The 15,277-nt window shown below is 69.5% G+C and carries 13 protein-coding genes; 5 read left to right on the plus strand and 8 right to left on the minus strand.

Annotated elements, in window-relative coordinates; translation table 11 throughout:
• Positions 1-48 precede the first annotated feature (48 nt).
• From CLV40_RS29715 to CLV40_RS29735, 5 genes are all read right to left on the minus strand, one after another.
• A complete protein-coding gene (locus tag CLV40_RS29715) occupies positions 49-1,392 on the minus strand; it encodes a replication-associated recombination protein A (RefSeq protein ID WP_104482320.1) in 1,344 nt (447 codons plus the stop codon).
• 65 nt (positions 1,393-1,457) lie between these two features.
• Entirely contained in the window at positions 1,458-1,667 is a 210-nt protein-coding gene (locus CLV40_RS29720; protein WP_104482321.1) for a DUF397 domain-containing protein, read from the minus strand.
• Entirely contained in the window at positions 1,621-2,535 is a 915-nt protein-coding gene (locus CLV40_RS29725) for a helix-turn-helix domain-containing protein (RefSeq protein WP_104482322.1), read from the minus strand. Before CLV40_RS29725 ends, CLV40_RS29720 begins: the two co-directional genes overlap by 47 nt.
• Positions 2,536-2,622: 87 nt before the next feature.
• Positions 2,623-3,081 carry an acyl-CoA thioesterase gene (locus CLV40_RS29730; RefSeq protein WP_181043813.1) on the minus strand — a complete coding sequence of 153 codons (459 nt, stop codon included), beginning with the start codon at positions 3,079-3,081 and terminating at the stop codon, positions 2,623-2,625.
• Entirely contained in the window at positions 3,078-4,556 is a 1,479-nt protein-coding gene (locus CLV40_RS29735) for a GMC family oxidoreductase (protein ID WP_104482324.1), read from the minus strand. The genes CLV40_RS29730 and CLV40_RS29735 overlap by 4 nt, the downstream gene beginning before the upstream one ends.
• A gap of 169 nt (positions 4,557-4,725) precedes the next feature.
• Between CLV40_RS29735 and CLV40_RS29740 the strand changes: the two genes are divergently transcribed.
• From CLV40_RS29740 to CLV40_RS29760, 5 genes are all read left to right on the plus strand, one after another.
• Complete coding sequence (locus tag CLV40_RS29740; protein ID WP_104482325.1) at positions 4,726-5,367, plus strand: TetR/AcrR family transcriptional regulator; 642 nt, start codon at positions 4,726-4,728, stop codon at positions 5,365-5,367.
• 285 nt (positions 5,368-5,652) lie between these two features.
• Positions 5,653-6,762, plus strand: a complete 1,110-nt coding sequence (sfnG, locus tag CLV40_RS29745) for a dimethylsulfone monooxygenase SfnG (RefSeq protein WP_104482326.1) — start codon at positions 5,653-5,655, stop codon at positions 6,760-6,762.
• Positions 6,763-6,783: 21 nt separating this feature from the next.
• Positions 6,784-7,995: an acyl-CoA dehydrogenase family protein gene (locus tag CLV40_RS29750; protein ID WP_104482327.1), complete on the plus strand. Its 1,212-nt coding sequence runs from the start codon at positions 6,784-6,786 to the stop codon at positions 7,993-7,995.
• A 19-nt stretch (positions 7,996-8,014) separates the two neighbouring features.
• Positions 8,015-8,554 (plus strand): NADPH-dependent FMN reductase, encoded by a 540-nt coding sequence (ssuE, locus tag CLV40_RS29755; protein ID WP_104482328.1) that lies wholly within the window; start codon positions 8,015-8,017, stop codon positions 8,552-8,554.
• 172 nt (positions 8,555-8,726) lie between these two features.
• On the plus strand, positions 8,727-9,827 hold the full coding sequence (locus tag CLV40_RS29760) for a pyridoxal-phosphate-dependent aminotransferase family protein (RefSeq protein ID WP_104482376.1): 1,101 nt from the start codon (positions 8,727-8,729) through the stop codon (positions 9,825-9,827).
• Between the two features lie 2,162 nt (positions 9,828-11,989).
• Here CLV40_RS29760 and CLV40_RS29765 read toward each other — a convergent pair.
• The 3 genes from CLV40_RS29765 to CLV40_RS29775 form a co-directional block, all read right to left on the minus strand.
• The gene (locus CLV40_RS29765; RefSeq protein WP_219824144.1) at positions 11,990-12,853 is read right to left on the minus strand and encodes an SGNH/GDSL hydrolase family protein; all 864 of its coding nucleotides are present in this window, start codon (positions 12,851-12,853) and stop codon (positions 11,990-11,992) included.
• Between the two features lie 82 nt (positions 12,854-12,935).
• A complete protein-coding gene (locus CLV40_RS29770; protein WP_219824146.1) occupies positions 12,936-14,156 on the minus strand; it encodes a hypothetical protein in 1,221 nt (406 codons plus the stop codon).
• Between the two features lie 179 nt (positions 14,157-14,335).
• Complete coding sequence (locus tag CLV40_RS29775) at positions 14,336-15,277, minus strand: DUF389 domain-containing protein (protein ID WP_104482330.1); 942 nt, start codon at positions 15,275-15,277, stop codon at positions 14,336-14,338.

The raw sequence follows: 15,277 nt of genomic DNA on the forward strand, positions 1-15,277 counted from the left end.
GCCCTCCCCGGCCAGTGTGCGTGGTGGCGGCCCGGTCGGGCGAGTCGATTACTCGCCGCGCACCACCCTGCGCAGCTTCGGCACGCGGTCGGCGAGGTTGCGTTCCGCACCGCGCTGGGTGGGCTCGTAGTAGTCGCGTCCGCGCAAGTCGTCCGGCGGGTACTGCTGGGTCAGCACGCCCTCAGGGACGTCGTGGGGGTAGCGGTAGCCGGTGGCGTTGCCGAGCTTCTTGGCGCCCGCGTAGTGGCCGTCGCGCAGGTGGGCGGGTACCAGGCCGGTACCGCCCGCGCGGACGTCGGCGATGGCGGCGTCGACGGCGGTGATGACGGCGTTGGACTTGGGCGCGGTGGCCAGGTGGATGGTGGCCTGGGCCAGCGCGAGCCTGCCCTCGGGCAGGCCGATGAGCTGCACGGCTTGGGCGGCGGCCACGGCGGCCTGCAGGGCGGTGGGGTCGGCGAGGCCGATGTCCTCGCTGGCGTGCACGACGAGGCGGCGGGCGATGAACCGGGGGTCCTCGCCCGCCTCGATCATGCGGGCGAGGTAGTGCAGCGCGGCGTCGACGTCGGAGCCGCGGATGGACTTGATGAAGGCGCTGATGACATCGTAGTGCTGGTCGCCGGAGCGGTCGTACCGGACGGCTGCCTTGTCGACGGTGGCCTCAACCGTGGCTAGGTCGATGTCGCCGTCGCGGGTGGCTGCGGCCGAGTCGGCGGCGGCCTCCAGGGCGGTGAGGGCGCGGCGGGCGTCTCCCCCGGCGAGGCGCACGAGGTGGGCCTCGGCGTCTTCTTGGAGGGTGACCTTGTTGTCGAGGCCGCGTTCGTCGGAGACCGCGCGACGGATGAGCGCTTGAACGTCGGTATCGGTAAGAGGCTGGAGTTGCAGCACAAGAGACCGGGAGAGCAAGGGGGAGACCACGGAGAAGAAGGGGTTCTCGGTGGTGGCGGCGACCAAGAGGACGATCCGGTCCTCTACGGCGCTGAGCAGCGCGTCTTGCTGCGTCCTGGAGAAGCGGTGCACCTCGTCGATGAACAGGACGGTGGACTCACCGGAGTGCGTGAGGCGTCGGCGGGCTTCTTCGATGACCGTGCGGACCTCTTTGACGCCCGCGGATAGGGCGGAGAGGGCGACGAACCGGCGTCCGATGGCCGAGGAGACCAGCGTGGCCAGCGTGGTCTTGCCGGTACCGGGTGGGCCGTAGAGCAGGATCGAGGCCGGTGCCGCGCCTTCGACGAGGCGGCGCAGGGGCGCGCCGGGGCCGAGCAAATGGTCCTGGCCCAGGACCTCGTCGAGCGTGGCAGGCCGCATCCGCACCGCGAGCGGTGTGTTGGCGTGTGCCTTGCGAACGGCCGCGTCGGAGGCGGGGGCGCCGAAAAGGTCGAACTCCTGTTCCACAGTGCTCGACGCTACCTGGTGGTGCGGGCTTGGACCGCCCGCACCACGTCGGTGGCGGCGGGCGCTCAGAGCGGTAGAGCGAACCCGCCACACTTGGTGCCATCGATCAATGTGCGCCAAGAGACCGGCGGTAAGGCCAATGCGCCTCCAGAGCGGTTTTTGGTATCTCGTATCCCAACGGCGGATCGGGTGAGGCGTATCTCCACGCAGTTCTCCTCCGCAGCGGCGCTATGGCTGCTCTTGAACCAGCCCGTGTCCCGAGTCGACGGTGCCATCAACGTTCTCCTTCGCGATTTTCTGGATCAGCCGTCGAGAGTCCTCGCGGCCCAGAGTCAGGTCCCATACGCGGTGGAAGGCGCGAAGCATGCTCGCGGTCTCTTCCTCGCCGTCGTAGTAGGTGGCGGGGCCGGGGACACCTGACGAGTAGCCGACGGGTGTCCCCCGGTCGCCGAAACCGAAGACGAGCAGAGTCCGGCCTCTTACCGGATTTCCGTACACACCCGTGGGTAGCACACGGATGTTGAGAGCCGGGTACTTGTCCATCAGGTTGACCAGGTGCTCCAGTTGCTCATGCATCACCTCTGGAGCCCCCATGTTGGCGCGCAACGCGTCCTCGGTGATGACGAAGCGCATGACGCGGCGGTCGCTCTCCCCCAGAAGCCGGGCTTGCCGGTCCATGCGGAAGAACCAGCGGTCCTCGGCCTGCGCGCCTTCCGGCTCCCACCAGATCCCCTCGGCCTCGGCGAACAGCGCCTGCACGTAGGCCGGGGACTGGAGCACGCCGGGGATGACGCCGCTCTCCACCGAGTTGATCTCGTAGGCGCTGGCCTCGAGGTCGGCGAACCGGCGGTAGGCGTCGGGCAGGTTGTCCACGTGCACCCGCCGCTGCTGGCGCTTGCGGGCCAGCGCCCCCAGTTCGAGGACGGTGTGGCGTTCCTCCCCGCTCGCCCCGTAGCACGCGAGGAGCCTGTCGAGGTCCTCTTGGCTGGCGGTGGCCGTGCCGTCCTCCAACTGCACGATCCGCGACCGGACCTTCCCCACCGCGTCGGCTCCGGCTTGCTGCGGCTTGCCCGCGCGTTCGCGCAAGCGCCGCAGCACCAGACCGAGCTGCCTGCGCTCGAACGTGGCCCGCGCCTGTCCCATCCCCCAACCTCCCAGTCGACCGTGCGTCCAACCACCCGTTCCGGTTTCCGACCGCCCCCAGGCCGGCCGGAAACCGGAACGGGCACATCAGGTGGTCCCGTCCGCCCGCTCGAGGACCGTCAAGTGCGCCGCGCGCCAGCGCGCGGTCCACGGCTCGGGTCGGAAGGTGTCCGGGTCGAGCTTGACCACCGAACGGCTGCCGTGAGCGTGCGACTCGCCGCTCGGACCCACGCAACGGAACCGGTAGCGCAGGCTGGTGGTCCCGATGTGGGTCGCGGAGAGCTCCACCGCCAGCGGTCCGGTGCCGATGAAGGGCAGCTCGAAGTCGATCTCGAAGCGTCGTACGACCTGGAACTGGTCCGGGTTGTCGGCGGTGTCGGCCGCCCAGCGGAACCCGTGCCCGCGCAGGAACGCGGTGGTGGCGCGCTCCACGTGCAGCGCGTACCGGGCGTTGTGCAGGATGCCGAGCGGATCGAGTTCGTCGAAGTGCACGGTGTTGACGTGTCGGAACGGTGTCACGCGCGGGTCGTCCCGCAGGGCGGTCACGCGTGACCCCAGTTCATTCCCACGGCGCGCTCGGCGACCATGAGGACCGGCAGGGTGGTCGTGGCGCGGGAACTCACGGGGAACACCGAGGCATCAATGACCACCAAGTCGGCCACGCCGTGCACGCGGCAGCGCTCGTCGACCACCCCACCGGGGCCCATTCGGCAGGTGCCGACAGGGTGGTTGTAGGTGCCGACCACGGCGCGGACGGCGTCTTCCAGGCCGCTCGCGGCGATGGCGGGTCCAGGCACGAGTTCGGCGACCAGGATCTCGGCCAGCGGCGTGCTCTCGGCCAAGCGCCAGATCACCCGTGCACCGTCGACGACGCGTCTGACGTCTTCGGGATCTCGGTAAACACCGGTGTCGATGACCGGCGGGTCGCCGATCTCGCGTGACCGCAGGCGCACCGAGCCGGTTGACCGCGGCGCGACGAGACCGGCGGTCATGCGGAAGTCGTAGCCCGTGGGGTGGTGCCCTTCTTGTGTCTGGGTGGGAGACGTGGCGACAGCGTGTATGTGGATGTCCGCGTCGGGTTCGGCCGGATCGGTCTTGAGGGTGAGCATGGTGCGCAGCGGCGCTTGCGGTTCATCGTGCTGTTCGGCCGTGGCGGCGTAGACCACTGCCGTTGTGGGGTGTTCCTTGAGGTTCGCGCCTACCGCCGGGTTGTCGACTACTACGTCGATTCCGACGTCCTTCAGGTGCTCGGCAGGGCCGATGCCTGAGCGCATCAGGATGGTCGGTGTGTTGTAAGAGCCTGCGGACAGCACTACCTGTCGTGCGGGGATGACTTCACCCGAGGTGAGCCGCACGCCCGTCGCGCGATTGCCTTGAACGACAACGGAGTGGACTTCCGTACCCGCGCGGATCTCCAGGTTCGGCCGGTCATCGACGTCCGACAGGTACACCAGGGCAGCGTTGTGACGGATGCCATCGACCTGGTTGAGAGGCGTAAGACCCGCTCCGACGGCATATGGGGCGTTGAGGTCGTCCACGAGCGGATAGCCGGTCGTCTCGCAGGCAGCCAAGAAGCGCTCTTGCGAGTCAGTCAGCTCTTTCCTGCTATAGCGCCGGATTGGGGTCTTGCCACGAGCGGGCGGATCGTCTGGGTGGCGTTCGAGGGACTCGTAGGTCGGCAGCACCTTGTGCCACGACCAATCCGGCATCCCCCAGGCGTCGTGGTCGACGGGTCTGCCGCGCAGCGTGACGCAGTAATTCACCGCGGTCGAGCCGCCGATGACCTTGCCGCGCCGGAGCGGGAAGGAAACTCCGTAGTCCAGCGGTTCGCTGGCGTACTCCCAGTCGGCGGTGCGCGGTATGCCGAAGCCGTCGACCAGTTCTTCTGGCCACTGCTCGGCAGCGCCGTAGTAGGGCCCGGCCTCGAGCAGCAGGACCGTGCGCTTCGGATCATCAGCGAGCCGGGAAGCCACTACGCATCCCCCAGCTCCTCCCCCAACGATGACCACATCGTGTGTCATGGACGCACGCTAACACATAAGTGCGATCGATCGTGCGGTTATTTTGGCAGGGTGGATCCGGCGGTTGTACCGGCGGAAATCGACGAAACCGCCGCGTCACCGGTGGTCACGTACCATCTGTCCAGGTCCGGGTGGGCACCCCGGACGCGACTTGCGCTGAGAGTGGCTGATGACCGAGGCACGGGTGGACGGGCGCGTCCAACGCGGGAACCACACGCGCGGGCTCATCCTGGCGCGTGCGGTGGAGATCGCGTCCGTCGAGGGCTTGGCGAGCTTGTCGCTGGGTCGGCTGTCGACCGACCTGCACCTGAGCAAGAGCGGCGTCTTCGGGCTTTTCGGCTCCAAGGAGGAGCTGCAACTGGCCACCATCGACGCCGCCACCAAAATCTACATCGACACGGTCGTCGTCCCGGTCATGGACCTGTCCCCCGGGCTGGCGAAGGTGTGGCGGCTGTGCGTGAGCTGGCTGGACTACTCGCGCGGGCGGGTGTTCCCCGGCGGGTGCTTCTTCTACGCGGTGGCCGCGGAGTTCGACGCCCAGCCCGGGCGGGTGCGCGAGACCATCGTGGCCCTGTCCGCGCGGTGGGCGCGGCTGGTGGAGAAGCTGATCGACCAGGCGCGCGCGGTCGGCGAGATCAAGGAGGAGGTGGAGACCGCGCAGTTGGGCTTCGAATTGGTGGCGTTCATGGAGACGGCCAACGCGTATTCGGTGCTCAACGACGACGTGTCGGTCTACCGCCGCTCGCGTACTGCCATCCGATCCCTACTACGGCACGCCGCGTCCGATCCGGCACTGGTACCGCAGGACTAGCGCGCTCCCCTACCAGCACTATCCGCGCCAAGACAGTCCCAGACCGGCAACTTCCCCGTATCGAGGCATTCCCGAAGCCGCCCCTTCCCACCGGGTGGACGCGCGACGCCCCCGGTTGACCCTCCACGATCTCGGTGTTCGGATAGAGGCGTGTCCACGACCCGGCCAGGCCACCCGCTGACCCGGCGCAGGCACGTCGACTTCGTCCGCGTCTGCAGCCAGGGCTGTCCGCGCTGAACTCTCCCCCACCGACGGTTCCGCCCACGGCCGACCCGGGAGTTCGCCATGCCCGTTCCACCGGATCCACTGAAGTTCGCCTACTGGGTGCCCAATGTCAGCGGCGGTCTCGTCGTCAGCGACATCGAGCAGCGCACCGACTGGTCCTACGACTACAACCGCGAGCTGGCCGTGCTGGCCGAGGAGAACGGCTTCGAGTACGCGCTGAGCCAGGTCCGCTACATGGCCAGCTACGGGGCCGCCTTCCAGCACGAGTCGACCAGCTTCAGCCTCGCGCTGCTGCTGGCCACGCGGCGCCTCAAGGTGATCGCGGCCGTGCACCCCGGCCTGTGGCACCCCGGGGTGCTGGCCAAGCTGATCACCACGGCCGACCACCTCTCCGGCGGGCGTGCCGCGGTGAACGTGGTGTCCGGTTGGTTCAAGGGCGAGTTCACGGCGTTGGGCGAGCCGTGGTTGGAGCACGACGAGCGCTACCGGCGGTCGGAGGAGTTCATCCGCGTGCTGCGCAAGAGCTGGACGGAGGACGACGCCGAGTTCGCGGGCGACTTCTACCGGTTGCGCGGCTACGACCTCAAGCCCAAGCCGACCTCCACCCCGGAGGTCTTCCAAGGCGGCAACTCCACCGCCGCGCGGGCGATGGCGGGCCGGGTGTCCGACTGGTACTTCAGCAACGGCAAGGACTTCGACGGGGTCACCGAGCAGATCGCGGAGGTGAACACCTCGGCTCGGGCGCACGGCCGGACCGTCCGGTTCGGCCTCAACGGGTTCGTGATCGCCCGTGACACCGAGGCGGAGGCCCGGGAGACGCTGCGGGAGATCGTGGCGAAGGCGAACCCCGAGGCGGTGGGAGGGTTCCGGGATGCCGTGCGGCAGGCGGGTAGCTCTACCGGCGACGGTAAGGGCATGTGGGCAGACTCGTCGTTCGATGATCTGGTGCAGTACAACGACGGATTCCGCACCAAGCTGATCGGGACACCGGAACAGATCGCGGAGCGGTTAGTGCGCTACCGCGCTCTTGGCGTCAACCTCGCCCTCTTGGGCTTCCTGCACTACCACGAGGAAATCGAGTATTTCGGCAAAAACGTGCTGCCGATCGTGCGCGCCCTTGAGGCCGACGCCGACCGCAGCGCCGCTTCTCCTGAACCTCTTCGCGCGTGACCCGCCACAGGAAGGCACGAGATGACCACGACCAAGGCCGACTGGGCCCAGTCCTCCCCGACGACCCCTGCCGAGTGGCTGACACGCGCCGCCGAGGTGTCGGCACTGCTCGCCGTCGACGCTGTCGAGCGTGACCGTGAGGGGAAGACACCCCACGCGGAGGTTCGACTGCTCAAGGACTCGGGGTTGGTCACGTTGCTCGGGCCGACTCGGCACGGCGGTGGGGGCCAGGACTGGCCTACCGCGTACCGGGTGGTCCGTGAGGTCGCCAAGGCCGACGGCTCCATCGGGCAACTCCTCGGCTACCACTACCTGTGGTTCTGGGCCGCCCGCCTGGTGGGTACGTCCGAGCAGATCGAGGCGGTGGAGGAGCTGGCGACCACCAACCGGCTCTTCTTTGGTGGCGCGGTCAACCCCCGGGACGCGGATGTGACTATCCGCGACGAGGGAGACACCATCGTCTACAACGGGCACAAGTCGTTCTCCACCGGCAGCAAGGTCTCGGACCTCACGGTGCTCGAAGGCGTGTTGGAAGGCACCGACAAGCACATCTTCGCCATCGTGCCATCGGACATCGATGGCCTGACCTTCCACGATGACTGGGACAACATCGGGCAGCGGCTCACGGAGTCGGGCGGTGTGACCATTTCCGACGTGCGCGTGCCGTGGGCGTCGGCGGCCGGGTACGTGGATAAGGAGTTCACGCCACGGGTCTACAACACGCTCAACGTGCCGACGATCCAGTTGGTGTTCGTCAACTTCTACCTCGGCATCGCGCGCGGCGCGTTGGAGACCGCGCGGACCTACACCGCGCAGAAGTCGCGCTCTTGGCTGCACGGCGGCCACGAACGCGCGGTGGACGAACCGTACGTGCTCGACATCTATGGCGACTTCACCGCCAAGCTGTGGGCGGTGGAGGCGTTGGCGGACCAGGTCGCGCAAGAGGGCCTGGCCATCCACCAGAGCCCCGACTTGGTGACCGAGCGCGAGCGCGGCGTGCACGAGGTGCGGGTCGCGGCGGTTAAGGCGCGGGCGACCGAGGTGGCGTTGGAGGTCACCGCAGGCGTGTTCGAGGTGACCGGCGCGCGGTCCACGGCGGCGCGCGAAGGGCTCGACCGGTTCTGGCGCAACGTGCGCACGCATACGCTACACGACCCGGTGGCCTACAAGCGGCGGGAGGTCGGGGTGTTCGTGCTGCGCGACGAGGTCCCCGAGCCCACCTGGTACTCCTGATCAACCCTGGAGGTTCTCCGTGTCCTCGATCGTCGTACTCTCCGGCAGCCCGTCGGCGAAGTCCCGGACGGCCGCGCTGGCCGAACACCTCGCCGACCGGCTCCGCCGCCACGGCCACTCCGTGCGGCTGGTCCGCGTGCGCGACCTGCCACCCCAGGCGCTCCTGCACGCCGACGTGGCGGACCCGGCGATCGTGGACGTGGTCACCGCGATCGAATCCGCAGACGGGGTCGTAGTGGCTTCGCCGGTGTACAAGGCTGCCTACAGCGGGCTCTTGAAGACCCTCTTGGACCTCTTACCGCAGTTCGCGTTGGCGGGTAAGACGGTGTTGCCGGTGCTCACCGGTGGCAGCCCTGCGCATGTACTTGCGCTGGACTACGCGCTGCGGCCGGTGCTGACCTCGCTCGGAGCGCACCACGTGGTGCCGGGGTGGTTCGTGTTGGACAAGCACATCGAGGTGGGTCCGACGGGCGTTGTGGTGCACCCGGACTCGGAGACACCACTGCTGTCCGTTGTGGACACGTTCTCGGGGGTGCTGCGGGTACCGTTGGCGAGTTGACCCTTCCACCGCAGTTCATCGGTAGCCGTTGGGCCCGACGGTCGGTTGGCGGATCCGTTGACCGGCGTCGGGCCCAAGCGCTCTCATGAGCGGCTGGTGTTCCGCAAGTCACTCGTTCGGGGCTGTGGACAACTTCGAGCGGCCCCGGCGGCCGCTCCGTAAAGTCATCGACATGCCACTTCTCGATCGCACCCTGCTGGGCCCCGGACCGTCCAACCCCTACCCGGAGGCCACCGCCGCGCTGTCCGCTCCCCTGCTCGGCCACCTCGACCCGGAGTTCCTGCGCGTGCTCGACGAGACCTGCGCGCGGCTGCGGCGCGCGTGGGGCACGGAGAACGCGCGCACGCTGCCGCTGTCCGGCACGGGGTCGATCGGCATGGAGGCGGCGTTCGCCAACTTCGCGCGCCCGGGCGACGTGGTCGTCGTCGGGGTGAACGGGCTCTTCGGCGAGCGCATGGTCGAGGTGGCGGGCCGCTACGGGGCCGAGGTCGTGCGCGTCGACCACGACTGGGGCACACCGGTCGACACCGAGCGGGTGCTGGCCGCGCACCCGGAGCCGTCGATGGTGGCCGCGGTGCACGCCGAGACTTCAACCGGGGTGCGCAGCGACATCCGGGAACTGGCGCTGGCGGTGCACAAGCGCGACGAGCGGGCTCTTGTGCTGGCGGACTGCGTGACCTCGCTGGCGGGCATCGAGGTAGCGATCGACGCGTGGGACGTCGACATCGCGTACTCGGGCACGCAGAAGTGCCTCGGCGTGGCACCGGGCCTCGCCCCGTTCACGGTGTCACCGCGCGCGTGGGACCGGCGGGTGCCGCGCCCGCCGACCTGGTACCTCGACCTCAACCTGATCGGCGCCTACGTCGACGGCTCCAGCGGCGGGCGCACCTACCACCACACGGCACCGGTCGCGATGATCACCTCCCTGCACGCCGCCCTGGGCCGGATCCTGGACGAGGGCCTGGAAGCGGTGTGGGAGCGCCACCAGGCAGCGGGCGCGCGGCTGCACGAGGGCCTGGCCGAGCTGGGCCTGTCCCTGTTCGCCGCGGAGGGCTATCGGCTTCCGGAACTGACGACCGTGCGGGTTCCGGAAGGGGTGGACTCGGCGAAGACCCGGGAAGCGCTGCTGACCGAGTACGGAATCGAGATCGGCGCGGGAGTCGGCGCCTTCGCGAGTTCGGTCTGGCGAATCGGGCTCATGGGCCACAACGCCCGCCCCGACCGGGTCGAGTTAGTACTCGGCGCGCTGGGACGGGTGCTGGGGAGGAGGTGACGCCTTTGATGCCGAAGAAGTCGGGCGACGTCCGGAAGAGAGGTGAGTAGCGGGTTCGCCGAGGCTTGATGACGACTCCGACCGCAGAGCTCCTACCGCGCGGATATTGATTGCGGCAATGGTGGGGAACCGAGGCTTCCAGCTATCCCGCACCTGACCGCAACGCTCTCCTTGCCGGAAGGGGCCCGCGAGCCGGAACGCGTCACACCCGCACGCGGAACTCGTCCACCCTCAGTGCACCGCGCCATCGTCCTCGGCCAGCAAGGTGACCACCCGTGCCGCTACACCAGGCACGCGCCGCACCGGCAAGTCAGGGGCGGCAGGACTCCCGCTGGGTTGTGGGGCTGCGGTAGGGAGTCCGGTTGTGGCTGCGGCCAGGCTGTGGCAGGGAGTCCGATCTCCGGCTCGGGCTCCGGCTTCGGCTCCGGTCGCGGCACCAACCACCGCGGGAACTCCGGATCAAGCCGCGGCTGGGGCCACGGCGCTGGCTGCGGCCGGGCCCCTGCTTCAGCCCCACTCGACAAGGCTGCGGCTACGGGCGGGGAGCCTTGGCCCGGATCAAGCTACGGCTAGAGCCGCGGTCCCGGCTGCGTCGAGGAGTCCTGTTGTCACTCCGCTCGACGAAGGCGGGACCCTGGCGGGGAAGGCAAGTCCGGACCAAGCCTCGGCTGGAGCCACGGCATCGGGTGCGGCCAGGAACCCTGCATAAGCTCCGCTCGACGAGGCCAAGACCATGGCCGGAAGCCTGAATCCGAACCAAAGCGCAGCTGGAGCCACGGCGCTGGCTGCGGTCGGGCCCCTGCTTCAGCCCCACTCGACGAGGCTGCGGCTACGACCGGGAGCCTCGTCCCAGCTCCGGCCACGGTCCCGGCTATGTCCAGGAACCCTGCCGCAATTCCACCCGACGAAGCCGAGATCATCGCCGATGGCCGAGTCCGGACCAAGCCACAGCTGGAGCCACGGCGCTGGCTGCCTCCAGGAGCCGTGCATAGGCTCCACTGATGAGGCTGCGACTGCGGCCGGGAGCCTTGGTCAGGTCAAGCCACGGTCCCGGCCGCCTCGAGGAGCCTTGCTTTCAGCCCCACTCGGCGAGGCTGCGGCTACGGCTGAGCGACCGGGTCCGGACCTGGTCGCACCTGGAGCTGCGGCGCTGGCTGCCTTCAGGAAACGTGCACAAGCTCCGCTCGACGAGGCCGAGACGACGGCCGGAAGCCTGAATCCGGACCAAGCCGCCGCTGGAGCCATAGTGCTGGCTGCCTATGGGAACTCTGCTCCAGCCCCACTCGACGAGGCTGCGGCTACGGCCGGGAGCCTTGGCCCAGATCAAGCCACGGGTGAAGTCACGATCCCGGCTGCGACCGGGAACCTCACTCCAGCCCTACTCGACGAGGCCAAGGCCATCGCCGAGAGCATGAGCCCGGACCAAGCCACGGCTAGAGCCGCGACGCCGGCTGCCTCCAAGAGCTCTGCTTCAGCTCTACTCGACGAGGCCGCGGCCATGGGCGGGGAGCCTTGGTCAGATCGAGCCACGGCTAGGGCCGTGGTCCCGGCTGCGTCGAGGAGCCCTGCTTGACTCCGCTCGACGGGGCCGAGCCCTGGCAGGGAACGCAACCACAACTAGAGCCACGGCGGTGGTGAGGCGGCGTCCAAGAGCCCTGCACAAGTTCCATTCAACGGGGCCAACACCATGGCCGGAAGCCTGAATCCGGACCAAGCCACGGCTGGAGCCACGGTCCGACTCCTTCCAGGAGCCTTGTTTAGCTCCACCCGACTGGGCCAAGTCCATCGCCGAGAGCCCGAGTCTGGACCAAGCCAGGCTGGAGCTGCGATCCCGGCTGTGGCCGGGAACCCCGCTCCAGCACCATTCCACGGGGCCGAGGTATGGCTTGGGAGGCCGGGTTCCGATCAAGTCGGCCTCACCTGTCATCGACAGGCTTCTCGCACGTTCTCTTGATGTCTCCACCGATCGCGGCCGTCGACTGGCGGCTCAAGGTTCAACGCCGCGGTCGGTGCGGGAAAGCCGAAGTGGGGTCGTCCGCGCTGTCGTCCGGGTTCTGGCCCGTGCCTCGAGTGCGCGGCGACGAATCCAGGTCTGGTGCCGCCAGAGCCGGCCGCCGTGGGAAGCGGTGGTACGGGCTGAGGTGTTGGCCTGGTCGGGTGGGTCAGGTGGTTTTCAGGTCGGGGGTTTCGGGGGTGAGAAGGTCGGCGGCGGATGGTGCGGTTTGGGGGTTCAGGCGGTCGCGGCGGGCTTGGAGCATGATCGAGATCGCGTAGGGGACGAGGTCCTGGCCTCGGCGCCAGAGCCAGGGGATGCCCTTGATGATGAGCCACGCCACGTGGGCCAGGGGGCCTGCCTGGAGGCCGCCCTCGCAAGTGAGGCTGACCGGTGTGGGGATCGCGCATCCCTTGTGGGCCAGGATTTCCGCGAATCCCTTGGCCAGCATCCGGTGGCCCAGTTCCGACGGGTGCAGGCGGTCGACGCTCCACGTCGTCGTCTGGTAGGCGCCGGGGAGGGTGTCCAGGTTCAGGTAGGGGGCGCCGGTTTCGGCGGACACCGCATCGATCACGGCGTTGAGGCGGTCGATGCGGTCGCGGAGGGCCCTGCGGAGGGACTCCGGCATGCGGAAGACCTTGCCGTGGTCGTGGTAGCGCACCAGCACGACCACGGTGCCCGCGGCGTGCAGGCTGTTCACGGTGTGCGTCAGGTCCGCGCGCATCGCCGACGGGTCGAAGTCCGAGCGGAGGGTGTCGTTCATCCCCGCGATCAGGATGGCGGCGTCCGGTTGGGTGTTGAGCACCTCGGGTAACTGGGTGCCCCGGACGTCGGCGAGGCGGGCGCCGGGCGCCGACACGTTGCGCACGGCGGCGCCCAGGGCGGCGCCGAGCAGCGGGCCGACGCCGCGCCAGCCGCCGCCCGGGAGGGGGTCGCCGAGGCCCACCGACGTGGAGTCGCCGAGGACTGCCAGGGTGCGGGCGGTCCACGTCGGATGCTCGACAGCGTTGCGTTCGAATCCCACCGCGGTCACGGGCTCAACCTTGCGGCGCACAGGCTCACCGGCGGTGAGGACCCGGTGTCCGCACGGGGACGGACCGGAGAAGTCTTCGGTGCTAGTCGAACGCGGGGTAGAGCGGCAGCGAACGCTCGCCGAACCGTCGCGTGAGAGCCGTGACGACCGACTCGGCGTGCTCGGCCACCGCCGCCGACTTGGCTCGGCGTGCGGCCGCGGCCAAACCGGCCCAGCGGGCCACCAACACGTCGGCCTGGTGCGGTCGGGCTACCGCGCCGCCGGAGCCCAACTGCTCCACGTCCGGCACCGTCAGGTACTGCCAGGTGGTCAGCCACACCCAGAACACCTGCGCGTCCAGCAGCCGCGGCAGCAGGACCTCGTCGTCGTCGAGGTCCGGCCACATCACGCGGATCTCGGCGCGCCAGGCGGCGAGCATCGCGTCGGTCATGCCCGGCGGCAGGGAGTAGGCGCACCAGCAGGACGGGAAGGGGACCGTCAGGTAGGCCGCGTCGAAGAGGATGTTGCGGACGCAGCCGCCCTCGAAGTCGAGGAAGCGGACGCCCCGGTTGGTGATCAGGTTGTTGTCGGGGCAGGAGTCCGACGGGCTGAACGCCCGGTGCCGGGCGGTGTCCAAGAGGGCCAGTGTCGCCCGGGCCGCGTCGAGCGCGGCGTCGGAGGTGGCGACGCCGTACTCGGTGCGGAGTAACAGCGGCAGCGCCTCCACCGCGATCGGACCGTCCACGGTGAGCGGGTCCTTGGACTTGGGCGGGCTGAGCCTGCGCAGCAGCGCGTCGAAATCGGCCTCACGGCCCGCGGTGCTGGCGTGCAGCCTGCCCAGCGACCGCGCCCACGACAGCAGCGCGCCCTCCGCGACGCGCGCGTCGTCGCCGTGCAGCTTCTCCGCCAGCGTCGGCGCGCGGCCCAGGTCCTCCAGCACCAGCAGGCTGGTGCCGCGGTCGTGGGCGAACAGCTCCGGGCACATCCGGTCCTCGGCGGCGAGCGCGGTGAACAGCTGGTAGCTGACCGCCTCGCGCACCCAACTGTCGCGGGAACCGGTGTCCGGCCGTTCGACGTACCGCTTGACCGCGAGGGTGCGCGGCAGGGAGAAGGGGCTCGCCGCGACCTTGACGCGCAGCACGATGGAGCGCTCGCTGCCGCCGAGGTCCTCGGGTTCGGCGAGTCGGATGCGCGCGCCGAAGCGCTTGCTGAGCACGGACTCGGCGGCCACGACGGTCGCCAACACCTCCGCGCTGGCGGGGTGGTCGACTACGCCGGTACCGCCCGGTTCGCCGGTTTCCGGCGGATCGGCGGCGATCTCCACACTCATCTCCTCTGACCCTACTCCCGATCGTAGGGGGCCGGTCCGGCCCAGTCAGCACTCTCGCCCAGATGACCGTAGTGGGCGGGGCGGGCCCGACACGAGGCGCCCGCCAAGAAATAACGACGTCGATCGTGTTTCGCGCACACCACCCACCAAAGGGTGCCCACTCGGCGGGGAGGTCAACCCCGGGAAAGCGGCCTTTCCCGGATGTCGGGAGCGCTCCTGTTGCGCCGCAACAGCAGTACCAGGGCCGCGGCCAGCACGATCCCCGCCAGGTTGACCGCGAGCTGCCCGGCGGAACGCGCGACTTTGTCCCACTCACCGAGAATCGCGGCCACACCGATGTAACCGGCGGCGGGCACGGTGGTGACGGAGATGAACACGCCGACGAGCGCGGCGGACTTGGCGGAGGTCATCGACAGCATGCCCGCCGCCCCGGCCAACAGGGCCACGACCAGCGACCACGGGCCCACCTCGTAGACGAAGTCGACGTCGTGGTCGCCGGAGATCACGGACGCGTCGAACAACCCCGTGTAGTTGCCCAACCACGTTCCGCCCGCGGTGACCAGGATGGCCAACGGGAAACCGGCGCCCAGCGCGAGCAGCGCCCGCCGCACGAGGTCGAACCGGCGGCGCACCAACCCGACCGCCACCGCGGCCAGCGGCCCGAACTCCGGGCCGACGACCATCGCGCCGACGATCGTCACCGGCGAGTCGGTGATCACGCCGACGGCGGCGAGCAGGCACGCGATGGTCAAGAACGCCAGGAAGGTGGTGTTGAGGCGGGATTCCTCGCCGGTGCGGCCGACGAGTTCCTCCCACACCACCGCGTCCGCCGCCTCGCCGGGCGCGGCCTCCTCGGCGCGGTCGGCGGCGTCGGAGAGCGACGTGTCGACCTGCTCCAGCGTCAGCCCGCCGTCGCGGTCGACGCCCAGCCCGCACAGCGCGGCCAGGATCTCGTCCGCGGCCTCACGGGCGACGTCGGCCTCGATGACGTCGCCCGCGGGCTCGACGGCCGCGCCGCGGAACAGGACCAGGTGCGTGGCACCGGCGTGCTCGCGCAGGAGGGCGACCGCCCGCTCGGTGATCCCGGGCGGGCAGATCGCCCTCAGGTGCAGCAC

Origin of the sequence: Actinokineospora auranticolor, from assembly GCF_002934265.1 — a bacterium.
Taxonomy (GTDB): domain Bacteria; phylum Actinomycetota; class Actinomycetes; order Mycobacteriales; family Pseudonocardiaceae; genus Actinokineospora; species Actinokineospora auranticolor.